We start from the raw sequence: 21,580 nt of genomic DNA on the forward strand, positions 1-21,580 counted from the left end.
CAGCCGGCAACCTCTGCATGATGAACGCCTTACAACCTGCCTCAAAAAACACTTGGTAGCATCAAATATAGTAACTGGATGGTAGTTTTTATGCGCCACTAGTGGCAGAATCGAGAAAAAGGAACAGGGAGCTAACAATGAAGTGGGCTTTTGTGGATTATGAGAATATCGGAAGTTTAGGGAAGGTAGACCTCTCCAGTTATGCGCGCGTGATTGTCTTTCTAGGTGCCAAGCAACCCAAACTCGACTTTACCGATACCAAATACGACCGCCCCATTAATTTGGTCGTCATTCAGCTCAAGGCAGTTCAAGCCAATAATTTAGATTTTCACCTCGCCTACTACCTTGGCAAGTTTGATAGCGAAGCCCCTGCTGGCGTTGCATTTGACGTTATTAGTAATGACGGTGGCTTTTCTCCCCTAATTGGCCATATCAAAACCAGCGGTAGAGCCTGTAAACAGGTAAAAATCGCTAACACCTCTCTTGATACGCAAAAGCTCATCGATAGCCTCATGGTTCGGCCTAAAGATAAGCGACCGCAGAAAGTGATAAGTCTTCGCAACCATATCGCTTCCCACCTTAGAATTAAGGGTAATGAAGTGGCGATTCAAAATCAGCTTAACCAATTGGTTTCTGCCAATTTAATTAGCCTCAACGCTGACGGTGTTGAGTATAAAAAGTGACTACTTCAACATTTCATCTAGAGTGCACACTTGTACCCTTAATAAAAGACCATCTCTGACATGTCAAAAAGTCAATCATCTGCAGATGCAGCCAAACATAGTGGTTCATCGATACAAAGATATAACTGTTCCGAGACACATTAACTATGAGATCTAATCTTTTTTCGCGCGAAGCACTTCAATTTAAAGTTAGTAAGGATAGCCTTAGGTTTAGTAGGTTAAACTGGAATTTGGTATTCAAACCAAGAGTTAAGTCATTTTTTGAACAGGCCATATTATCCTGCAATGAGGCTGGGCACCTTTCATTTTCTATTTTTGAGAGTTCCAACACCGAAAATGAAGGGACTCTTCAGCTTACTGCCCCCAAACAATATACTGGCATAACTGACTTTATTGATGAACCGAATCGAAAAAGCCCTTCATCTGACATTGAAAAAGGGGCAAGTTTAGTAGTAAGTTTTACCGCGGTAGGAACCGTGTTAATTTTAATTACACCCTACACCAGCGACAGACTGAACAGCAACGGGAAAAATATAATTTTAAAGAACAACCTACGCCCCGAACAATTGACAAAAAAAATTACTTACCAAGCATTTAAAAGACTTTTTTATTTATTTGCGATCAACAAGTGTTTTTGGCTATTGCTCTACGAAAGGACTTAGCCTACCCCGCCTAAGATTATTATACCTGCGAACTATAGACATTAGAAACCGAGAGGATTTAGTAGGAAAAATAATAATCTTCACATTTGAAGTTTTTAAGCTCGTCATTGCCGGGGGGATTGGTTACGTAATTGCAGCTTCAAACTAACGTAATATATTCACACGACCGATTAAAAACAAAGAGTATCGACATTAAATAACATCTAGGTCAGTCATGCATCTTACATATACCCTTAGATTTTTTACGCCTTCGTTAAAACCTAATTAAATTAAACACTCGACTTATACTCCCATGACATATTTAACATTAATAGTTTCTGCGATAGTGATTCTCGCCTTAATTGGTGGCATCACCGTTAAATCTAAAATTAGCTATAGGAAGCTTACAACCTTATTCACCAAGGCCGAGCGATCATTCCTCGGGGTATTAGATCAAGCCATTAGCGATAATTATCGAATTTTTGGTAAAGTTCGAATCGCCGATGTTCTGACCCCGCAAAAGGGAATGACCAGAAGAAACTGGCAGATTCTTTTTAATAAAATCTCTGCCAAACATTTTGATTATGTTTTGTGTAGAAAATCAGACTTATCTATAGTCGCCGTTATTGAACTAGACGATAAAAGCCATAATAGTAAGCGCACAAAGGCGAGGGATTCATTTTTAGAAAAGGCTTGTGCTAGCGCTGATTTGAAGCTGATTCGATTCCCTGCCAAAGCGTCTTATCAAGTTCAGGCTGTTCGAGATAGCATAAACAATGCTATCTCGCCTCCAGCCGATCAGACTTCCATTTCGGCTGGCCACAAGAAATAAGGGCCAAACCGACCTTTCGGCATAAATTGTCCACCTACCGATTTACCCTTATCGGTAATATAGTGTTTTCCGTCTTTTTCTTCTAAAAAGCCTTTATCGCAGAATATACCTAAAAGCTCGTCGGTTGTTTTACCAAGCTTTTTGGCAAGCTTCGACGTTGTTAGCTTTTCTACCTTCGACTCATCAGCGTTTTCTGGTTCAACCTCATCAGACTTAGGGATTCGCTTAAGGCTTACCCTCACCTCTTCGCTAACTCTTATAATTCGCTGGGCTTCTTCGTAAGCTTCTTTGAATGTATCCGAGTCGTCTTCTTTACTAAGCAAAACGCCCATTTCATTATTATTCACTTGGCTAAACTCATAGAGGTTCAGGCTGGTAATAATGCAAACGTCTTCATTTAAATAGCACTTGGCGTGAAGGTTTTTGCAGAAGCTTGTTCTGACGTAGGTTAACTCATTAAGCCAGTTTATCTCTTCTGGTTGAAGCTCGCTTTTACCGTAGACGATTCTCACGTCAATTTTTAATCTATTTTTATCGGTAATTAGCTCTTTAATTCGATCGTTAAGCTTTAGAAACGGGCTAATCAATATAACCCTGTCTCTTGCATCTTTAATTAGCTCTTCTAAAAAATAATTTGTTCCGCTTGTGTTTAAAAACTTTGCCATTTTATTGCTCCAGATCCTTCTTCCGTTTATTACCTGTACATTTACCCAAATATATTCCTGTGATGCTCCATCACGATCACAATAATTTAATTATTACATCTTTATTTATTGGCCGCATTAACCGGATTTTTCGTTAAATTACTTAACCTTTTATTGCTTTATCTCTGTTTACCACAACAGCCTTACTTTAGCAGATCCCCAAGCATGGTATAGCCCATGCGCCCAAGGTAGGTTGCGCCCAGCTAAAGCCCACACATTTTTACCGTGTTGTACCTTGCCTATAGGAATAGCGTTATTTATGTATAAAAACCTTAGCGGTCAATACTTGATCAAAAATCAGCCAGGCTGACGATTGGTAATAATACTGAATATAAACCCGATTGTGGCTTATTGGCTATGGCGAATAAAGATCAACGGGGTAATTAAAAAAGGCCGGATAAACAGCAGAGGATGGAGCGTGAGATCAGGGAGGGTGAATTGTAAAACACTAAAGCGTTTTACAACCCTTCGGGCTTCGCTCGTTGCTGGGTCGCAATGAGTGAACTGGGGCGGTTCTGCGTCTTACCGCATAGCACCATATAAAAAAACAAAACCCTCGCAGGCAAGCCTGCGAGGGTTTTGTTTTTTTATATGGTAGCTAGGGGCGGACTTGAACCGCCGACCCCAGCATTATGAATGCTGTACCCAAAAAATGGTAGCTGGTGAGCTCTGCTCTATCGTTGTGTGATATTTAAACAACGGTTGGAGAGTAAAATGGCTAAGATCTATTCCCTAGTTTCTACCAAAGGTGGAGTCGGAAAAACTTCTATAAGTGTTAATTTGGCAGCGATGTTCGCAGATTTGCGACAGCGTGTGCTTTTAATTGATACAGATCCCGCTCAAAACCTGAGCAAATATTTTAACATTCCTTTCCCCGCAGATGCTGGCCTGACACAGCTCATTACCACAGTTGAGCCCGAAGGTTGCATCAGTCACACCGGCTTTTCCAATTTGGATATCATCGTTAATGATGATTCCAAGGGCGATAAAGGTGGCCCAATACTCCCCTTCTTACGCGAATCCAGTAGTCATGTATTGTATTTTCATTTGGCTGTTCAAAAACTAGCGAGTGAATACGACTACATCATCATCGACACCCAAGGTGCCATAGGCTTACTTCAAGAAGCCGTTATTTTGGCGTCCGATGAAGTGATCAGCCCCGTTGTTCCCAATTACTTAGACAGTACGGAATTTGTGACAGGCACAGTAAACATGCTGCGCTCCTTGTTGCCGGCCCCCGGCATGAAAACCACCATTGCCGGTCGTCCCTTGCCCACCTGCAACGCACTCATCAACCGGATGGGGCGCACCAACGATGCCCGTGAAATGGCGGATTGGTTGCGTAAAGAGTTCGACGAAGTCGGCGACGGCATGGTTCGAGTATTGAACACCATCGTCCCCGACATTGCGGCTTACAACAAAGCGGCAGGCCGCTCCGAGCCGGCACATCGCTTCGAGCCAAAGCGCCGCGGTAAGACGCCGAGCGCTCAAGAAACCATGCTAGAGCTCGCCTACGAGCTACAACCCAAGCTGACAGGACGCCGACCCTCCGACGTGCTCTCTGCGGTGGAGGTGTCGTCATGATTTTTAGAGCGGTAGCAGAATGCTGGGGCGAAATTGACGCAAACTCAACAGCTGGATATGTCTATTTTGTGGCGAGCAACCATGATGATGCCCGGCATCGTCTACACATGGCCTGCACGCTTTGGTTTAACGGCCACCAGTACGATGCCTATAACCTTAATTCCGAGCATGAGCTTTTCAGGGACAGCACTGACGACGTCTTTGAAGATGCCCATCTGCTTGAGGCTGGCTGTATTGGACAACGCGTTGTTTTTACCTACCCAGGCCACTCTGAAAACACCCAGTTAGCGCTATTTCTCCCGCCAAAAGAGCTGCAACGACTGGAGGCGGCATTCGCTAGAGCAAAAGCGTACGCCGAAAGTTACACCGAACACACTGAGACCATAGAGGGGTAATTCATGGCCAGTTCAAAAAACAAACCTGTCAATCTATCGGAGCGGCTAAATCGTCAATCTCGTACGGTCGATACGGTTAAAACAGACCCTACAATCCCGACTGAAGTCACCGTTACTTTGGACGAATTGGTGCCTAGTGAGTTCAATCCGCGCCAGTCGGTAAATCCAAAATACGATGACATCAAGGACTCAATCAAAGCACGAGGCATTGATCATCGTTTTAACGTCACTCGTAAGAGTGTTGACGATCCTTATCAGATTGCAGACGGCGGTAATACCCGTCTGCAGGCCTTGCAGGAGCTTTGGAAAGAAACCGGTGACGAAAAATTCTTTCGGCACCAAGTCACGTTTAAGCCATGGGTAGACGATGAAGAATCGTTAGCTGGCCATCTGGTCGAGAACGATCTACGCGGCGACATGAAACTCATTGAACGCGCGTTGGCCGCTAAGCGCTGGATTGCCTTAATTGAAGAGAAAGAAGGTAAGACGCTTTCAATGCGTAAGGTCTCAGAGCGCATGAAGTCCAAAGGATGGAGTATTGATCACAGTAATCTTTCTGTCTTGTTGTATGCCGTAGATGGATTAGTTGAGTACGTTCCTGACCTTCTCTGGGCAGGGGCTGGCGTGCCTACAGTCAAAAAACTTCGAAGTCATGAAAAAGCCTTCAAAGCCTATTGGGATTCACTCATTGAAAACGGCGAGCAACCCTCTGAGGAGTGGGAAACGTTGTGGCAAACAACGCTGAAAGAATTCGACGATATTTCTTTTGATTTCGATACGTTTTTTCAACAGTTGAGCATTAAATTTTCGGATGCTGTAGACGAACCTTATAGTGCTGTTAGCTCCGAAATTTTTAGCATTATGAACGGCGGTAAGCCTTCCGGTGTGAAGTCGCCGCAGCCTAACCACCCCATCGCGCAAGGTGACTCGCCATCGGCGCTTGGCGCGGTAGTGGCTGGTCACTCGCCGGCTCCCTCTCCCAGCACTGGCAGTAGTGAACAACCAACTCAGAGTGTCAACGGTCATACGCCCGCTGAGTCTCCAGCCAGAACAGTGGCCACTGAGACAGCGGACGATTTATCCTCCGCTAGCGCTACGCCCAGCGTGGTAGTCGGTGGTATTACAAGCACACAGGCAGAGCCAGAAGCTGCCATGCCAGAGCTAACGCTGGATAATTTGTTAGAGCAATCCTATATAGCGATCAGGGAGGTGACCGATGCCTATGATATCGGCCATCTGTTACTCCCGACATTTGGGGAATACGAAGGTGCACCCGGTATTGGTTGGTATATTCCGTTGGAGTTTTACGACGGCTTTGACCAAATTCTATCTGAGCTAACCCCGATACAACGACTCTGGACGTACTCGTTGCTGATCCCGCTTATCGGGATCGCACACGATTGCGAAATGTACGGTCAAACAGAGGTGGTCGCTACGATCAATGCGCTACTACCTAAGCGCTATGATCAGTTGTTGGACGACCATACCCTTCAGCAGGCTTACATCCACACATCAATGATCCGCACCTTGCCAGAGTTTGACGGTGTCGACCCAGCGCACGTGCGCTGTAAGCACGGCTTGTTGGCCTTTGATCGCATTTTTGCGGCCCTACGGCGGCGTTTTAACGATGATTACACAAGTCTGTTTTTGGAACCCAAATAGTTAATGCTTGCGCATGGAGGTATCGCTGTGGGGCGAGATAATAAACCATTAAATACTAAACAGCTGGCAACGCTTAATCGCGAAGCCCTGTATACCGCGGCCACGGCCGCACAGACATCAAACTACGCGCTTCTTAAAAAGATGGGCGTGGATGAAGCCTGCTACGACATGCTGAGATCTATCACCTTGCGGGCGCTGGATCGCATGAGGGACTTTCCCGCACCTTTGGTGGATGTGTCGTTTAACAGCAAGGCGCTGAGCAACTTTCTAAACCACCAGGTGAAAGAGCATACGGAAGAGTCGGATACCGACCGGTCAATCCGGTTAGGCATCCGACAGCCCATGCTTGCCAAGCTTACGGGCATTAGTCGTCGAGACTACGATCAGCGCAAGCAAGCGCTGGGCCTGCCTCCCCAGGAGCGCGGTCGCATTGAGTCTCTTACCGAAGCCGAAGAGCTAGATGCGTTACGTCAATGGGAGCAGATGAAAGAGTCTAGGATTGGAGAGCTGTGTAAGCTATGCACGCTCTCTGAATCTACCGGCATTGGTATAGACCGGTTGTGGAACGCGATCATGGAGGGCATCTGATGTCCGACTTGTCTCCAATCATTCAGCAAGTCTCGTATGCCGAGCAAAGTTTGCTACAGCAGCGGCGTACCGACAGCGGCGGTGCTAATAACGCCGGCAGCACCGGTAGCAGTATGGGCGTTATCTTCACGGGTAACTTTCATCACAGCGTCCCCAATCATTTAATCTTTGATGGTCAGTTGAGTCCTGCTGACAAGCTGCTATGGCAAGTATTGCGAGCTTTTATTTCAAACCCGAAAATGCCTGGCTATGTGCCTTCTCGCGAGGAGCTGAGTGCCGCGATGGTGTGTTCAGCGCCTACGGTGGCCAAGTCCCGAGCAACGCTTCGTATTAACCGCTGGATGACCTATTGCCGGACGGTGCGTGATGAGCGCCAGCGCTTCGTGGGTGATGTTTATCTGCTCCACGATGAGCCGTTAAGCTTGGCTGACACGCTTGCATTGGATGCGGGTTATATCCACTTTTTGGAGGCACAAGTCAGCGGTGCCAGCGCGGGCAAAGCTAACCGAAACCTAGCAAGCTTGATGTTAAGTCAAGTTGAGGCTTTGGAGTCAACCCCCAGAAGTCCAACGCAATTGGAGTCGATAGAGGACCGAATCAGGGAGGCGGCCTTTGGCGAACCTCGTTTCATCAAAACCATGCACGACGAGAGCCGTGTTAAAAATTTTAACACGGCTCAAAACGCCGGCAATGTTGAAAATAGTCACGATGAACTCCCTGAGTACGGTGATTCAGGGCCTTCAGGGGAGATTCAAGCGAGCCATGATAAGATTTTTAACACGGGTTCCGAGAGCCATGTTAAAAATTTTAACATGGCTTTTGATCAAAATTTGTCCGGCAAAGAAAATTTTTTACACGGCTCTGGAAAAAATAATTTTTTTAATTCCCGTAGTATTTGTAGTAGTAGTATTAATATTAATAAATATATTACTACGCGCGTACGCGATGAGCCCTCCGAAAACACCCAAATCAACCCGCTACCGCAATCCGAGCCCAGTGAACTCTTGACCGATTGCTTGGGCGGAGCCCACATGGGCTGGCTGGTCAGCGAGGCGACCCAGCCGATGTTGTTTCTCTGGGAGATCTACCGGCCCAACATCCCCGTCCTTGGGCGCCTGCTCCTTGGTTTGCCAGATCAAGCTCGGCGCGAAGTGGTGTACCAGCTCTTCGGTCGCATGATCTTCAACCTCAAATTCCCTGGCACCGAGCCCATTCACAACATCGTCAGTTTTCTTCGAGCCCTCGTTGAACGCCGCAAAGCCGATTCGATGATGCTCGATGAATGGGGGCAGCTGGTCAAAGAGGCTGTGGAAGACGGTGAACCGCATTTCTTGATTGGCCAAGGGGGTGCGAAGTGAGGATGCTCCCGAAAAGTGGGGTAAGTTACCCCAGTTTGAATCTGAATTCGATGCATCGGAAAAGTGTGGTCGCCGACCACACCCTGAACATGCTCCGGATGAATCCCGAGAGTGTTGTGCCCTACCCCACTCTGGAGGCTACCAATGCCTAGAGTCGAATTTGTCTGGCATGCCCGCACGAGTGGCAGTCAAGTTCCCATCCCTGGGCTGACCACTGGAATTTGGCATGGAGATAATCAGCCGCTTATCCAAGCCGTCTTGGTAAGCGCCACTCGCCTGCCTGGCAATCGATATCGCTTGGTGTTGTCCACCAGCGATCTGAGAATGCAGAAACTCAACCAACAATGCCAACACAAACTTATGCCAAACGGTCAGCATGGGCCTGACGTTTACGTGCGTTGCAATATCGTAATCGGTGAATGTCTTGAGAGTCCGCAATGAACTGTGAATACGTGAGAGATACTTACAAAGTGCCTGCTGAGATTGGACGGCGGGTATCGGTGGATGGAAAGCTAGGGATTATTGCCGAAGATCGTGGGCACCACCTTGGTGTAAATTTCGATGAAGACAAGCCTGGGATAGTTATCCCTTGTCATCCCACATGGCAAGTTGAATATCTAGAGTTCGGTACCGTTCGATCTGCCACCAAAAGTCAGCAACGCTACACCCGGTATCGTGAATACGGTGACGGCTTTGATAGTTTTATTGATTACTGCCGGTGGGATACCGATCCAGAGCGGCCATGGAATTCTTAACGTTCCACGTGGAATAAAATTTGAAAAAGTGACCGTTAGGTCACGGCACGCTCAGACGGTTGGAGAATGAGTATGGAGCAATTAAACCCAAGAACGCTGCGTGACATGGCAGTAGACTTGTCGTCAATGGCGTCTACCGCTGACGGTGAGTATGTCGAGGGCTACATACGAGGCGGTGCGGTATCGCTGATGATGTTGGCCAATAGTATTGAGCAGGGGCAGATTGAGATTACAGAAATTGAAGGTCACTTTGTGGAAATGATCAGTGACCGAAAACTTCAAAAGAAAATGCGCGAGTCTCGTTGGTGAGGCTGGTACAGATAATTTTAATGTAGGGGAATCAACCATGGACACTGATACAAACTCGGAAGTTATTTTGGATTTTGATTTGGATGAAAAAGCGCAAGAACGGCGTGAGGCTCGTAAGAGTCTGAATCGGTCGCACCCTGATGGCGCGGATAGCCTTGTGAAGCCTGCCTCAGTACAGGGGCGACCAGGACGGCTTGAAACCGGCGGTGGCAAGATCACATTGGAGACACGTCAAGCACACGCATTGTTTTATGGGCGCCGAGGCGACAAGGAAAACAACGTTTTTCCGATTGTCGGCCTGGTGCGCTTCGCGAAGAATATCGCAGAGATTTGGCATGCGTCCGAGAATGATGATCCCTATGCAGATCTGACGCTGCTGGAAATTGAAGAAAAATTTGAGGATGCCGTTGCTTTTATTAAGGCGCAGAAGACGCACATCGAGCGGATGCTGGAGAACGAGTTGCAAGGCATCGATATGCCGAACACTCACAGCGTCGATCCGGCTACGATGGATATTCAGTTTTACTCGCCGTGGGCCTATCGTGCGGCCATTGTGCTTACGCAATTTGACCGTGCCGTGTTATCGGCTATGACCGCTAAGAAAATGGGTCTCATGTTTGAGGATGATTGGGCGGCCAGTATCGTTAAGTGCTCATCCATGATTCGAGCGGTATTTGAGGCGAGCCGGTTGTGGGTGAACACCTCAGTCAAGCGCGATGATATGGCGGCGAACAACAAGGTGGCCCAGCGAGCGGTTAAATTGTACGGGGCACATAAGCCGGCGCTGCCGGATATGCCTGAGGATGTCTTGACGGGTGAGCACCGTGCGAAATTAGCGCCGCGCATCAGAACGGGTGAGAATGCAGCTCGACAAGATTCACTATCATAAATTTGACAGAGAGGAATATCGGTCACATGGCGGTCATCTCTTTAAAAGGCCTTTTAATGGATAAGGGCGGTCACTCGGTTGACCGCTGGCGCGATCAGGTTGTGCAGCAGCTTCATGTTGCCGACCAGACCGCGCGAAACGTTGTTAAGGACTGGAGTCGCTTTAACGGCCCTGGGAATGATTACATCACCCTATGTTATACCCAGAGAGGCGGAAGTCACGTTAAACGCTTTGATCTGCCTGAGGCGCGCGTAGGCGACCTACGGTGGCGAGTCATGATCAAGGGGCAGAAGTTTGGGTTTGCGCTTCACTCGTTTGTGAGGCTGACATCGGGTGTGCGCGAGCGAGTCGATAATTCCGCGAAGGTAGCGTCCATGATCAGTCACATGAAAACCGAATCGCCTGAGTTGGTTGAGCGAATGTACGCCTATGATGCGGTGGCTATGAGATTACGAGCTGAGATAGATTCGTATCAGGCCATCTTTAAATCGTTGGTAATGGCGCAGGTGTGGAAAGACGATGTTTCATGTCAGTCGTTTTCATTCGTCGATAGCAAAACAATTCTTCAGCGATCAGCCGTAAAGAATTTTGAAGTGTGATTTGTTTATAAAATTATTTGCACAAAGTAAGAACAATTTAATAGTTGTTCGGTATCGCACTCGCGTTATACTGAACCAACTTGCCAACAGTCCGACCGACTAAGCGAGTGCGCAATTTGCGGGGGTTCGCCCCCGTTTCTTTTCCCCCCTCCTAATTTGCACACCTCTTGTTCAGTTAAAAGCTCTAACCCGTTCATAATTTTAAGTATCCTCAATCCTCCAAAATTATATTGAGAGGATGTCCCATGGCGTTGAGCATATTTGCCCACGAAGGCAACGTAGGTTCTTTTGAGCTAAAAACGGTACCGGTGAACGGCGAAGAGAAATCCGTATTAAACATATCCTTCCGCGCTGATGTGAAATCGCGCGGTGCATCGGGAGATTGGGACAAAGATCAAGGCTTTTGGGTTGACGTTGAGTATTGGGGTAAGCGCGCTAAGCTTGTGGCAGATCTTTTGAAAGTGGGTGCTCGAATCATCGTGCTCGGCGAGCAGAGAATGGAGTCATTTCCATCCAATGATCCCAGCACACACGGTCAAGATATTCACCGCCTTAAAGTACGCGCGGATTCCATCTCGTTTTCATCAATGGGCATTGAGTCCATCCAATACAAACCCAAGGCTGGTCCAGCAAACTCACAGAACGGAGCGCTTCCTCAAGGCTGATCTCTCTATGAACCACATCGCGGGGGCAGGCGATGGAAACCAAAAACTTCTTGCGGAGTCTGCAAGCATTTGAACGTGATTTATTAAGGCTGCAACAAGTATCTCTGGATAAAAATGTAACGATCATTGACCCAGAGGAAAAGTTGTTTAACCGAATCGGGGTGATCAAATCATTAAAAATGACGAACACATGTATTTACCTAAACATTGAAGTTGGTTCAAAAGTTGGGTTGTACAGGTTGGAGCAACTGGGCGTATTTCGAACGCCCCTACATTAAACCGGCGATGATTATGAGATATGTATTACTGATAGCACTGACACTTTCTGTGTCGACCGGCTGGGCGGGACAAGATCCGGTGACCATCAAAACGGATCGATACACGTTGGCTTTAATGGAGCCGACACGCACTTCGGTTAATCCACTGCAAACAGTCGTTACGGCCGCTTTTGCCACGAACATTATTACCATCGGTGAAGCCGTCGATGAAGTCTTGGATGGGACAGGCTATCGCGTTCGTCGCAATGCCGATCAAACCCATCGGGGGATTTATCTTGATTCAATTCTGCTGAATCAGCCCCTACCGGCCGCACATCGTGAGCTGGGACCATTGCCGCTGATTGAGATCCTTCAAGTGATCGCGGGCTCCTCCTGGACGGTGAAGGGATCGGATCTTTCTCGGACGGTAACGTTCAGTTTGAATGACGCCGCCGCTCCTTTGGGATCGCTTTTGGATTTACTGGTCGATGAAGTCGATGACTTGGCTTACACCATGCGCGCGCCCACGGAGTATGTGAGCACTCAAGGATTGGCGGCTGAACACTATGAGCCCAATGCAACGACAAGTCGCCGAAATGAAGCTGGCAGCCAGAACGAGACTCGCCAAATGGGTGCCGAAATGGTCTCTGACGCGAATCTAAAGCATTCCCTACCATTACGTGAGGTTGCCGGCGCAATATCGCCAGAGAGCGGTTCTATAGCGGCTGAGCCCGTTTCGGCTCAAGCCGGCGGAACCGAAGTTGAGATCACCTTGCTTGAAGGTGAGAGTCTGGTGTCGGCCATCATGAAACTTCAGTCGGGATTTTCGATTGATAATGTTGTGTACAGCGTTCGCGATAAGTCGCTTGACATCAACCGTCTCACGATCAGTGACGACATCGATGTCAGTGAGGAGTGGGTTCATCGTCAGTCCATTGAATTAAACGAGTTATTAACGGGCTTTGTTGTGGCAGCCGGTGATGAGAACACCCTGATCATTACCGACAATCGGTCATTACTGCCCACCAATACCGTTGTCTTCGATGTGAAGCCTGGGAGTGTCCAAAGCAACGCCAAGCGTCTACTGGCCGAGCTGGGCTGGCAGATGCCTTTCAAGGATGGCTGGCAGGCCCAGGACTATCCCATTACATCGTCTTTCCCTATCGCGATATCAAGAGAAGATCCACGTCAGGCCTTCAGTGAATTGCTCTCTGAGTACCCGATTCAAGCGCGACTTAATCCAAGCACCGAAACCGTGAATTTCGTGCGACGTAATCCAAACCAGTAGGGGCAGATATGTTAATCCGACAATACATACAGCGCGGGCTGTTACTGATCTCAGCCTGTGGGCTATCGGCTTGCGGCGTGATGTCCTCTTTCGATGACAGTGAGGAAGGCATTAAAAGCGCCGAACAGAGAATATCAATGGCGGCAACAGACACGAGTGACGATGCCGCTATTTACGTCCAGCGCCCCGCGCCAAACCTCGAACCCATTAAAGAGCCCGCGGGGCCGGAGTGGGTAAATCAGCCAATGGCGCACGATGTGGAGGTTGCCGGACTGTCCATTGATCAAGTCATGGATTTGGTGTTAACCGATACAGGTATCGTCGCGCAGCTGGACTACAATGTGGATCCAAGTTTCCGAATTTCCCTCTCACACAAAGGCAGTGTGCGCGATGCCTTAAATAAAATCTCGTCCCTCACAAACTATTCCTATGACGTCAGTGACACTTCAGTCCATTGGAGTGCTTACGAAACTGAAATGTTCACACTACCGATTCCTCCGGGTGGTGATTACAGCTACATGGTCGGCAAAAAGAAGCCTCGTGATGATAGCGGATCCACGGGCGGATCAAGCGAATCGACTTCCATTGATACCTCCGCGTTCGATGTTGATCGTGACCAGTTCAGTAACACTCAGGCTGATGCCCTTAATCCCTTCACGGATGCCAAAACCACCATTGAGAGTATTGTTGGTGAGTACGGTGTTGTAATTCCGTCTAAATCCTCATCAACGATTTTAGTAAAAACAACGCCCGATCTTATGCGTACGGTGCGTTCGTATATGGGGCCGCTCATCAATGAGCTATCTGCGCAGGTGGTGCTTGAAGTCAAAGTCTTACAGGTCACTACCGAGAACAACGCAGAAGTCGGTATCGATTGGTCGGCAGTGAAAAACACCGCCAGCAGCCAATTAAACTTTTTTGGTGAATCTCCTTTTGGTGTGTTTACCAATGACGCGCCCATTGCTTTTTCAGGCAGCAAACAAACCGGGTCAAGTTCGATTGATGTATTGGTAAAAGCGTTGGAGCAACAAGGTCGTGTTTCGTTCGTCACAGAGCAGCGCGTTATGACCCGCAGCGGTAGCGTGGCTGAAGTTGAATTGGCGGACATCGAAGGTTACTTGGCCGCATCAAGGACAACGAATACCACCGACGTAGGAAGTACCACAGAGCTCATTCCAGGAATACTGCAAGGTGGCTATACGCTCTACTCAATGACTAAGGTGTTCGATAACGATCGCGTATCCGTTGTGTTAAGCAATAGCGGTTCTGAATTACAGCCAACAGAAACCATTGGTACAGATACAGACTTCATTCAGTTGCCTCGATTGAAGCGCAACCGATTCAATATTCAGCAAATCGTGAGTGATGGAACCACGGTGGTGGCCGCCGCCGTACGTCGCGAAGAAAACATGAGCAAGCAGGATTCGCCGATCAAGACGGGTTGGGCTTCAACGTCTGCCGGCGCCAAACATCGTGTGACCGATATATACCTCTTGGTTACCCCTAGAATTATCCGGGATATCTGAGGTTGTTATGGGTGTGATTATCAATAATACCTGTTACGTCGTGGGCGCTCAAAGAGAGCGAATCCCAGCGGCTCAGCAACGCGGAAAAATCGACAGTAAGGTTCAGCACTACAAAGCGATCTATGAGAAGAATTACCCTTACGCCTCGATGTACGAGCACCAAGGGTATTTGCATCTGGTGTTCAGTCCTGAGCAAGGTGTCTCCTTAGGAGACCTTGTTCGGCACAACGTTCAGGAAGATCGTTTCGTTTGGATTGATCAGCTAGAAGATGGCTCGCACCTCGTTGTCGTCCTCAATGGCCATGATTTGGAAGACAAACACTTCCAGCCGAACGAAACCGATCCATTGTTCTGGAGTGCCATCAATAAAGACCTTGCTCAATACACGGTATACCTTCACGGCGATTTACCAGAAGACTTGAAGGGCTTTCAGCAGTTTGCCCTGGATGAAAATCCTAAGAACGTTGTGAGCGATAGCCCTTTGATCTCCAATCTTACAGGATTCTCCGGGGCGACACTTTCCACCCTTGAAACCGCTATCAGTCGGCCTCGATCTGCTACCGGTCCGTTGGCGCTCGTTGCCGGCGTTACCGTCATCGGAGTGATAGCACTGTTTTTCTTTTTTTCGGCTGGCAAGGCTGAATCGGAACAGCAAGTCGTTGATAACTTTCGTGACTATCGTGGGCTGTTTGAAACCCCATCCGCGACCTCAGTGCTTAAAAGTACGTGGGAGACCATTGAGAACTTGCAGTTTATAGCGGGCTGGAATCTGCGCAGCTGTAGCGTTACAGGTCGTCAACTGTCCTGTGAGTTATCGCCATCGATCTCTGGGTACCTGAGTGATATCGAACATCGTTTAGACACTCTAGGCCTTGATTATTCGGTTCAGCTAATGAAAGAAAATGCGGTCGTCGACATTACCTTGCAGTTTGACGACAACACGCGGCCTTACTTAATTACACCCGTAACCGACACCGAGAAACTGTTGAGATACAACCTTGTATCAAACCGTGTTGTTGACAGCATTGATTATGACAGCGCGATCCCTGGGGATCACTGGCTAACCAGAAGTGTTCTGTTGAAAAAATCAGGCGCCAGCTCATACACAATTCTTCAATTAGCTAACGCGTCTCGTGAGCTCCCCGTTTTTGTCGAGTTGTTAAAGATTGATCGAGCGGGCGTGGCATACAACGTTGAGGCAACTCTTAAACTGGTAGGTGCGAAATAATACGATGAAAAATTCAGAGAAAGCCCTTATTGGAATATTGGTCGTGGCCGGTGTGATCATTGGTTATTCAGAACTCTCTGGCGACTCAGGCAATACGGCCGATAAAGACATTGTGAAGATTCCCGATCCCGTTATGGTGCCTGTCCAAGACTACAAGGCCCAGGCGGTTGACCCTGAGATCACTCTGCCAGCAAATGCTCAGACCTTGGTGGCAAGAGAGCACAGTTTATTAGTGGCCGGGTATGACGCCAAGATTGCGGAGCATAAAAAAACAACGCTGCTGGCGGATGTTGACGTCGATAAAGCGAAAGCTGAATTGGCTTTACGGCGTAAAGAGAGTGAGTCCTTTGAGAACGATCAATCGAGGTACGAGCGCGATTCATCGCAGGGGCAATCGAGAGCCGCGGCGGCAACCCAAGAGCGCTCACCCGCGCAGGTAAGCATCAACACGTTTCTTCCCGATGGCCGAGCTATTACCTCCATCAATGGCGTGTCTGCTACGGTCTCCGAAGGGCAAAGCTTTGATGGTCTGTTGATTAAGAATATTGATCCGGTCGGTAAGAAAATCACCTATGTGGATGGCAATAAAACAAAGTCTGCATTTTATGCCGCATGGGCTGGTCGCTCTCACCCGAGCGTCAAGCCCATGAAAACCACCAGCAAGTAACGGTATTGACGTCTTATGACCTCAGATATTCATAATATCGCAAAGATGTGTCAAACCAGTCCTGTATTGGATATGCGTGATATTGAAGGTTCGCCGGTAAAGGGTGGAGACCTAAAGTCATTTCTGGATGACTTGCAGTATTGCGTATTGCTTGATACCGACGAGCTGCTGACCTCTGACTTGACAACGAAAGGTTTGCAAGTGGCTCGGCGAGCTCAAAGCTTCCTGAAAACTTCGCACGGCCTGGACATAAAAATACGGCCGGCTGAAGAACAAATAGTGTCGATGTTACGCTCCAAAGATTCAGAGCCTACCGAAGTGGCTGTCGAAGCCAGTCAAGGTGAGCTCAATAAATCTGAGCGTACGGCCATTCAGCGACTGCTCGACATGTTGGTTCAGTCCGCGTATCAATCGGGCTCATCCGATATCCATATTGAGACGGATGAAGCTCGCAGTGAGTCCGTCGTCAAGTTTCGTGTGTTAGGTGCATTGGTGGAGCAAACCGGCGCCAGCTTTAAGTTAACCGCGGTTCAGGGCGCAAAGCTCGGTGCGTTGATCGTTAACTTTGAATCCTACCGAACCGGTGGCACGTCTCCCAAGCCGTTTGACGTGAATATACCGGTAGACGCCAGTGTCACCGTTGAAATCAGTGTTAACGGCCGACTTCGTCAGGTCAAAATTCGTTATGCGCATCAACCGACGGATGACCCGAAAGGCATTAGTATTGTATTGCGATTGTTGTCGGCCGATGGCGAAGGTAAGAACCCTTCATTTTTGGAGCTTGGTTACGATCCCGATCAGGTCGCACTCCAAGAGAAAGCCTTTGCTTTCCCTCATGGCATTGTTCTGTATGTCGGTCCTACAGGTTCGGGAAAGTCCACAGCGTTAACCGCTGGCGTGGGAATTTTAGCAAGCTGTAACGAGAAGAAGATCATTAGTTACGAAGATCCGGTGGAAAACCGGATGCCCGGTGTTTGCCAAACACAGATTAATGATAAGCGTACCGAAACCACTTTGGCCAGCTATGCCAGGGCCGCGGTTCGGCAAGATCCCGATGTCATTATCTACGGTGAGATCCGTGACCCTCACGTGCAGTCTAGTGCTTTCCAGCAAGCGAATACAGGTCACCTGGTGTTATCCACTCTTCATGCGAACAGTGCCGTGGTGGCCATTGAGCGAATGGTGGATCTGGGCGCGCAGCTCAGCCGTTTATCTTCTCCTGGACTCATTCGCGCCATCATTGCCCAGCGGCTGGTACCCGAACTTTGCGCGCGGTGTAGTGTGCCCCTGACAGAAGTGGTTGAAGGACCCAGTGCCACCGACGACCACCGTCGCGTTCTCTCACATTTTTCGCGATCAAATCCCGACTTAATTTCACGCATTCGCACAAAAAGCGTCGCCCGTACAACGTGCCAAAACTGTGATGGTCACGGTGTGACAGGACGCATGCCAATCGCCGAGATTATCTTCCTGGATAAAATCGGGCGTGGGTATATCCGTGAGGGTGACCTCAACGGATGGTTGGATTATTTGAAGTCGCGTGGGTGGAAGTCGATGGAGGACAGTGCGGCCGAGAAAATACTGCGTGGTCGGTTGTGTCCGATCATTGTGGAGAAGTCGCTGGAGTCGCCTTACGGTATCAATGCTGACTCATTTGATTACGATCAGTTTGAAGCCGATTTAGAAGACAGACGTCAGGCTGAAAATGCCGCGCTTCGCCGGCTAGTGAACCCAGAGTTCGTTCAGGAGGTTGCACATGTACGGTGATCTTCCCAACCGTTTAACCGCCGATGCGCTCACACAACAGGCGAGCGATTGGACGACAATGATGTCGCGCAAGTGGAAATTCGGTAAATCAAAGCAAGCCGAGTTTCTTCGTACTCTGGCCGGCCCAATGTCCGTGGGTAAAAAACCTATTCAAATTTGCGAACATATTCGTAAGCACGGCACCGCCGCTCAGAAGACGCTCGCCGTTCTCATTCTCGACTCACTGAGAGAAGGTGGTGGGATTTGTAATGCACTGGATGGCTGGATTGATTCGGTCTCCCTTTCGGCCTTAAAAGCGACCGAAGAGGCCGGCTCTGATATTTTTGTTCGCGCGTTAGAGCGAATCGCTGACTCACTCGAAGTGGCGTCTCAGGGGCGCACGAAGATCTTAAAGCTCGCCATTTATCCCGCGATGATTTTAGTGGCCACCATTAGCATTATGATCTACCCCGTAGGTCCCGTGGTGGAAAGCTTAAAGCTTATGATTCACGGTAAGTCCGATCCAGCACTCGATCAGATGACCACGCTCATTGCTTTTTACACTCACTGGCTTTGGTTGACCGTAATGCTGGGGGTACTAATGATTGTGAGCTATCGATGGTATATGGCCAACAGCATTTCCAGCTTTCGGCATAGCGTTGACAAAATCCCGTTGTTCTCAGGATATCGTTTGTCGATCGCCAGTAAATTCATCTCAACATTTGCGTTGCTTAAAGAGTTCGGTATGCCGGCGCAACGCATCTTTGACATTCTCGGAAGCACTGGGAATACCTACCAACGTTATCACAGCACTTTGGCTCAAATTAATTTGGGCGAAGGTGCGATGAGCGAAGTGGATGCCATGGACACGGGGCTGCTTGATGATGCCCAGATAGCGACGTTACATTTGTACGCTAGCTCCGATGACGACCACTTAATCGCTGCAATGAACAAGGCCGCAGACGTTATCGGAGAGTCTACCTCTAAACGTTCAACGTATGCTGCGTATCTTGTAGCCCTCCTCATCGGTGGATGGGCTTTCTTTAACGTCATTATGATCGTATCTGTACTCGTTGGATTTAACCCCAGAGATCACATGCAACTTGGAGTGTAACCATGAAAACCCAAACTCACCTTAAACGCCAAGCCGGCCTTACTGCCATCGAACTGATTGTTGGTATCGCTGTACTGGCTCTTATCCTTTTATACGCCGTTCCCAAGGTGAACGGTATGTTTGAAGCCAAACAAGAAGAAACCTTGATCAGTGATATTGCTATGTTGGTCGGTGGTGCTAAAAAAATGCGTGGAATTCGTAGCAGCTATGCGGGTGTGACGTGTAATGGTATTGCGTCTCAAAAATATGCGTCTCTGCCTTGGACAAGTTGTACCGGTTCCAACCCACAGGGTGGTGACTATACCTTAGCGTCCAGCGGCGCTACTTTGACGGTCACTGCAACCGGTCTTGAAACCAATTTTTGTGCTCGGGTTGAAAATGCCATTGAACCGTCAGCCACTTCCGCGGCCTGTGCTGGTGGAACGCTTACGGTGACCTTCCGGGGCTGATCGTGAAATCAATACGGGAAAGAGGATTTACCGTAATAGAAATGGTGGCCGCGCTTGCGGTCCTATCTCTTGTTGCGTTTGCAGGAGTGAAGGCCGCTGAAGGTTATTTCTTTGACGCAAAGCTTAGAGAGCTAGAACGTAATGTGTCGGTTGTAATGAGTGGTTTAAACGCTTACTACGAATCACGCTGTAGTTCTGGTTCTTTTCCCCCTAGCTTTACGGTGTCTACTTTAGTTGGACTTGGGTTTATTGACGATATTTCCCACACGATCAATCCGTTAGACGGCAGTCCCCTTGGTGTTGCCTTTCCAAGTAGAAGCCCCCCCATCTTACAAGTAAATATTCCGCTGTGGCGTGGCAGCGTTTCACCGCAAAGCCTCGCCTCTAATACAGGAGCTACCGGTTATAGCCGGTTAGGTCTTTACTGGAATTCCGCGCCGACCGTCCTGACTGCCGATGACAATTTATACAACATGCAATTAAAACACATGTACGAACCAGGAGTGTGCCAATGATATCTTTTAGAAAACCGAAAGGTTTTACCCTGATCGAGCTAACAGCAGCACTGGCGGTACTTGGTTTGATCGCACTGTTTGGCATTCCCAAAATTGAGGAGGAGTGGGCCGAGCGGATCGTGAACCATGCGGCCAGCCAAGTGCATGACGTTCTAACCGCATCACGCAGTTATCGATTGGACACGCAGACATGGCCATCAGGTACTGGAAATCTTATATCAGGTGGCTATCTCAACAGTTCGATGACGGTTGCACCGCTGGGAGGTAGCTACACTTTTACCCAGGTGGGTGATAACTTTGAGCTGCGATTCAGTGCCTCGCAAAGCATCTATGCAAATCGTCTGTTAGCTCGACTGCCTTACGCTCGTCGAATTGGTGTGGTCGATGTCGCGACCCAAATACCTATACCTGGACACGAAGTATCGTACGCCGCACTTGATGATAAATACTACCACCGTGACGGCTCCCGTGAGTTAACCGGAGCGCTTGCCGGTGGCGATCAGGACGCGGTGAATTTACGTAATATTGAAATGACGATGCTAACGGATCGTGATGACATAACCAAAGTGCTCGATCCTTCTGATTTATCGGTTATTAATAATTTAACGGCAAATGAAATTGATGCCAACAGTGTGCGTAGTGATTACGTTGAGGCAGATGCACTGAATGTGACTCGGACGGCTAGGGAGAATAGAAGCTGTGGTTCAACTACCACAGGTAACATTGCCATTGATGAAAACGATAATAGACGCATCTTAATATGTGTATCTAATGGATCGACTTCCTACTGGAGAGCCAAGCAGGATCCAACTCAATTTTATGTGGATGAGGAATACCTGCGACCCGGTTCCAACGTCCGTGCAGATTGGAATGGTGCGAAGTATGCTCTGGTATCTGCCCAGTGCCACATCAGTGGTGGTCATTCAGGCCGGTACACTATTAGTGCGAATGGCAGGGAGGTTTTGGTGGCTCAACACGGTGGTGACAGCGGCCATAGTGATACTGCCTTCGGAATGAATGTTGTTCCATTCAGCAGCAACAGTGTACGAATTACTGAGAGCGGAAGTTATATGTGTACTTCAGGCAGAGATATCATCGTTTTAGGGTACTGGAAATAAATTAATTT

24 protein-coding genes and 1 tRNA gene are annotated in these 21,580 nt (G+C 48.4%); 23 read left to right on the plus strand and 2 right to left on the minus strand.

Features of this window, described 5'->3' with window-relative positions; translation table 11 throughout:
• Window positions 1-137 precede the first annotated feature (137 nt).
• From GILYN3_RS08140 to GILYN3_RS08150, 3 genes are all read left to right on the plus strand, one after another.
• Complete coding sequence (locus GILYN3_RS08140) at window positions 138-683, plus strand: PIN domain-containing protein (protein WP_049722380.1); 546 nt, start codon at window positions 138-140, stop codon at window positions 681-683.
• Between the two features lie 146 nt (window positions 684-829).
• The gene (locus GILYN3_RS08145) at window positions 830-1,345 is read left to right on the plus strand and encodes a hypothetical protein (RefSeq protein WP_049722381.1); all 516 of its coding nucleotides are present in this window, start codon (window positions 830-832) and stop codon (window positions 1,343-1,345) included.
• A 292-nt stretch (window positions 1,346-1,637) separates the two neighbouring features.
• Window positions 1,638-2,156, plus strand: a complete 519-nt coding sequence (locus GILYN3_RS08150) for a DUF2726 domain-containing protein (RefSeq protein WP_049722382.1) — start codon at window positions 1,638-1,640, stop codon at window positions 2,154-2,156.
• Here GILYN3_RS08150 and GILYN3_RS08155 read toward each other — a convergent pair.
• Together GILYN3_RS08155 and GILYN3_RS08160 are read right to left on the minus strand one after the other, a co-directional pair.
• Window positions 2,123-2,821, minus strand: a complete 699-nt coding sequence (locus GILYN3_RS08155) for a phospholipase D family protein (RefSeq protein WP_049722383.1) — start codon at window positions 2,819-2,821, stop codon at window positions 2,123-2,125. The genes GILYN3_RS08150 and GILYN3_RS08155 overlap by 34 nt on opposite strands.
• Window positions 2,822-3,452: 631 nt before the next feature.
• Window positions 3,453-3,534 (minus strand) — tRNA-Met (locus GILYN3_RS08160).
• Between the two features lie 40 nt (window positions 3,535-3,574).
• Here GILYN3_RS08160 and GILYN3_RS08165 point away from each other — a divergent pair.
• From GILYN3_RS08165 to GILYN3_RS08265, 20 genes are all read left to right on the plus strand, one after another.
• Window positions 3,575-4,444: a ParA family protein gene (locus tag GILYN3_RS08165; protein WP_084005214.1), complete on the plus strand. Its 870-nt coding sequence runs from the start codon at window positions 3,575-3,577 to the stop codon at window positions 4,442-4,444.
• On the plus strand, window positions 4,441-4,839 hold the full coding sequence (locus GILYN3_RS08170) for a hypothetical protein (RefSeq protein ID WP_049722385.1): 399 nt from the start codon (window positions 4,441-4,443) through the stop codon (window positions 4,837-4,839). The genes GILYN3_RS08165 and GILYN3_RS08170 overlap by 4 nt, the downstream gene beginning before the upstream one ends.
• Before the next feature lie 3 nt (window positions 4,840-4,842).
• Window positions 4,843-6,501: a ParB family protein gene (locus GILYN3_RS08175; RefSeq protein ID WP_049722386.1), complete on the plus strand. Its 1,659-nt coding sequence runs from the start codon at window positions 4,843-4,845 to the stop codon at window positions 6,499-6,501.
• A 27-nt stretch (window positions 6,502-6,528) separates the two neighbouring features.
• Window positions 6,529-7,089, plus strand: coding sequence for an STY4526/YPO1902 family pathogenicity island replication protein (locus GILYN3_RS08180; protein WP_198147301.1), 561 nt, complete (start codon window positions 6,529-6,531; stop codon window positions 7,087-7,089).
• The gene (locus GILYN3_RS08185; RefSeq protein WP_049722388.1) at window positions 7,089-8,447 is read left to right on the plus strand and encodes a hypothetical protein; all 1,359 of its coding nucleotides are present in this window, start codon (window positions 7,089-7,091) and stop codon (window positions 8,445-8,447) included. The genes GILYN3_RS08180 and GILYN3_RS08185 overlap by 1 nt, the downstream gene beginning before the upstream one ends.
• Window positions 8,448-8,884: 437 nt before the next feature.
• Complete coding sequence (locus GILYN3_RS08195; protein WP_049722390.1) at window positions 8,885-9,202, plus strand: hypothetical protein; 318 nt, start codon at window positions 8,885-8,887, stop codon at window positions 9,200-9,202.
• Between the two features lie 72 nt (window positions 9,203-9,274).
• Entirely contained in the window at window positions 9,275-9,511 is a 237-nt protein-coding gene (locus tag GILYN3_RS08200; RefSeq protein ID WP_049722391.1) for a hypothetical protein, read from the plus strand.
• Between the two features lie 37 nt (window positions 9,512-9,548).
• A complete protein-coding gene (locus tag GILYN3_RS08205; protein WP_049722392.1) occupies window positions 9,549-10,400 on the plus strand; it encodes a PFL_4669 family integrating conjugative element protein in 852 nt (283 codons plus the stop codon).
• A 26-nt stretch (window positions 10,401-10,426) separates the two neighbouring features.
• Window positions 10,427-10,999, plus strand: coding sequence for a hypothetical protein (locus GILYN3_RS08210; protein WP_049722393.1), 573 nt, complete (start codon window positions 10,427-10,429; stop codon window positions 10,997-10,999).
• A 245-nt stretch (window positions 11,000-11,244) separates the two neighbouring features.
• Window positions 11,245-11,664, plus strand: a complete 420-nt coding sequence (locus GILYN3_RS08215; RefSeq protein ID WP_049722394.1) for a single-stranded DNA-binding protein — start codon at window positions 11,245-11,247, stop codon at window positions 11,662-11,664.
• 32 nt (window positions 11,665-11,696) lie between these two features.
• On the plus strand, window positions 11,697-11,942 hold the full coding sequence (locus tag GILYN3_RS16710; protein WP_049722395.1) for a hypothetical protein: 246 nt from the start codon (window positions 11,697-11,699) through the stop codon (window positions 11,940-11,942).
• Window positions 11,943-11,955: 13 nt separating this feature from the next.
• A complete protein-coding gene (pilL2, locus tag GILYN3_RS08225; protein ID WP_049722396.1) occupies window positions 11,956-13,209 on the plus strand; it encodes a PFGI-1 class ICE element type IV pilus protein PilL2 in 1,254 nt (417 codons plus the stop codon).
• An 8-nt stretch (window positions 13,210-13,217) separates the two neighbouring features.
• On the plus strand, window positions 13,218-14,735 hold the full coding sequence (locus GILYN3_RS08230; RefSeq protein WP_049722397.1) for a hypothetical protein: 1,518 nt from the start codon (window positions 13,218-13,220) through the stop codon (window positions 14,733-14,735).
• Window positions 14,736-14,742: 7 nt separating this feature from the next.
• The gene (locus tag GILYN3_RS08235) at window positions 14,743-15,963 is read left to right on the plus strand and encodes a hypothetical protein (protein WP_049722398.1); all 1,221 of its coding nucleotides are present in this window, start codon (window positions 14,743-14,745) and stop codon (window positions 15,961-15,963) included.
• Between the two features lie 4 nt (window positions 15,964-15,967).
• Entirely contained in the window at window positions 15,968-16,630 is a 663-nt protein-coding gene (locus GILYN3_RS08240; protein ID WP_049722399.1) for a hypothetical protein, read from the plus strand.
• A 15-nt stretch (window positions 16,631-16,645) separates the two neighbouring features.
• Window positions 16,646-18,397 (plus strand): GspE/PulE family protein, encoded by a 1,752-nt coding sequence (locus GILYN3_RS08245; RefSeq protein ID WP_049722400.1) that lies wholly within the window; start codon window positions 16,646-16,648, stop codon window positions 18,395-18,397.
• A complete protein-coding gene (locus tag GILYN3_RS08250; protein ID WP_049722401.1) occupies window positions 18,387-19,490 on the plus strand; it encodes a type II secretion system F family protein in 1,104 nt (367 codons plus the stop codon). The genes GILYN3_RS08245 and GILYN3_RS08250 overlap by 11 nt, the downstream gene beginning before the upstream one ends.
• Window positions 19,491-19,492: 2 nt before the next feature.
• Complete coding sequence (locus tag GILYN3_RS08255) at window positions 19,493-19,939, plus strand: prepilin-type N-terminal cleavage/methylation domain-containing protein (RefSeq protein ID WP_049722402.1); 447 nt, start codon at window positions 19,493-19,495, stop codon at window positions 19,937-19,939.
• 2 nt (window positions 19,940-19,941) lie between these two features.
• A complete protein-coding gene (locus GILYN3_RS08260; RefSeq protein WP_049722403.1) occupies window positions 19,942-20,454 on the plus strand; it encodes a type II secretion system protein in 513 nt (170 codons plus the stop codon).
• The gene (locus GILYN3_RS08265) at window positions 20,451-21,572 is read left to right on the plus strand and encodes a competence type IV pilus major pilin ComGC (RefSeq protein WP_049722404.1); all 1,122 of its coding nucleotides are present in this window, start codon (window positions 20,451-20,453) and stop codon (window positions 21,570-21,572) included. Before GILYN3_RS08260 ends, GILYN3_RS08265 begins: the two co-directional genes overlap by 4 nt.
• Window positions 21,573-21,580: the final 8 nt, after the last annotated feature.

This window comes from Gilvimarinus polysaccharolyticus, assembly GCF_001187555.1.
Lineage (GTDB): Bacteria > Pseudomonadota > Gammaproteobacteria > Pseudomonadales > Cellvibrionaceae > Gilvimarinus > Gilvimarinus polysaccharolyticus.

Coding starts and splice junctions, on each gene's coding strand:
- GILYN3_RS08230 (WP_049722397.1), top strand. CDS start 13,218: ATGTTAATCCGACAATACATACAGCGCGGGCTGTTACTGATCTCAGCC.
- GILYN3_RS08150 (WP_049722382.1), top strand. CDS start 1,638: ATGACATATTTAACATTAATAGTTTCTGCGATAGTGATTCTCGCCTTA.
- pilL2 (WP_049722396.1), top strand. CDS start 11,956: ATGAGATATGTATTACTGATAGCACTGACACTTTCTGTGTCGACCGGC.
- GILYN3_RS08140 (WP_049722380.1), top strand. CDS start 138: ATGAAGTGGGCTTTTGTGGATTATGAGAATATCGGAAGTTTAGGGAAG.
- GILYN3_RS08240 (WP_049722399.1), top strand. CDS start 15,968: ATGAAAAATTCAGAGAAAGCCCTTATTGGAATATTGGTCGTGGCCGGT.
- GILYN3_RS08185 (WP_049722388.1), top strand. CDS start 7,089: ATGTCCGACTTGTCTCCAATCATTCAGCAAGTCTCGTATGCCGAGCAA.
- GILYN3_RS08235 (WP_049722398.1), top strand. CDS start 14,743: ATGGGTGTGATTATCAATAATACCTGTTACGTCGTGGGCGCTCAAAGA.
- GILYN3_RS08255 (WP_049722402.1), top strand. CDS start 19,493: ATGAAAACCCAAACTCACCTTAAACGCCAAGCCGGCCTTACTGCCATC.
- GILYN3_RS08265 (WP_049722404.1), top strand. CDS start 20,451: ATGATATCTTTTAGAAAACCGAAAGGTTTTACCCTGATCGAGCTAACA.
- GILYN3_RS08165 (WP_084005214.1), top strand. CDS start 3,575: ATGGCTAAGATCTATTCCCTAGTTTCTACCAAAGGTGGAGTCGGAAAA.
- GILYN3_RS08250 (WP_049722401.1), top strand. CDS start 18,387: ATGTACGGTGATCTTCCCAACCGTTTAACCGCCGATGCGCTCACACAA.
- GILYN3_RS08210 (WP_049722393.1), top strand. CDS start 10,427: ATGGCGGTCATCTCTTTAAAAGGCCTTTTAATGGATAAGGGCGGTCAC.
- GILYN3_RS08170 (WP_049722385.1), top strand. CDS start 4,441: ATGATTTTTAGAGCGGTAGCAGAATGCTGGGGCGAAATTGACGCAAAC.
- GILYN3_RS16710 (WP_049722395.1), top strand. CDS start 11,697: ATGGAAACCAAAAACTTCTTGCGGAGTCTGCAAGCATTTGAACGTGAT.
- GILYN3_RS08245 (WP_049722400.1), top strand. CDS start 16,646: ATGACCTCAGATATTCATAATATCGCAAAGATGTGTCAAACCAGTCCT.
- GILYN3_RS08195 (WP_049722390.1), top strand. CDS start 8,885: ATGAACTGTGAATACGTGAGAGATACTTACAAAGTGCCTGCTGAGATT.
- GILYN3_RS08205 (WP_049722392.1), top strand. CDS start 9,549: ATGGACACTGATACAAACTCGGAAGTTATTTTGGATTTTGATTTGGAT.
- GILYN3_RS08155 (WP_049722383.1), bottom strand. CDS start 2,821: ATGGCAAAGTTTTTAAACACAAGCGGAACAAATTATTTTTTAGAAGAG.
- GILYN3_RS08175 (WP_049722386.1), top strand. CDS start 4,843: ATGGCCAGTTCAAAAAACAAACCTGTCAATCTATCGGAGCGGCTAAAT.
- GILYN3_RS08200 (WP_049722391.1), top strand. CDS start 9,275: ATGGAGCAATTAAACCCAAGAACGCTGCGTGACATGGCAGTAGACTTG.
- GILYN3_RS08145 (WP_049722381.1), top strand. CDS start 830: ATGAGATCTAATCTTTTTTCGCGCGAAGCACTTCAATTTAAAGTTAGT.
- GILYN3_RS08215 (WP_049722394.1), top strand. CDS start 11,245: ATGGCGTTGAGCATATTTGCCCACGAAGGCAACGTAGGTTCTTTTGAG.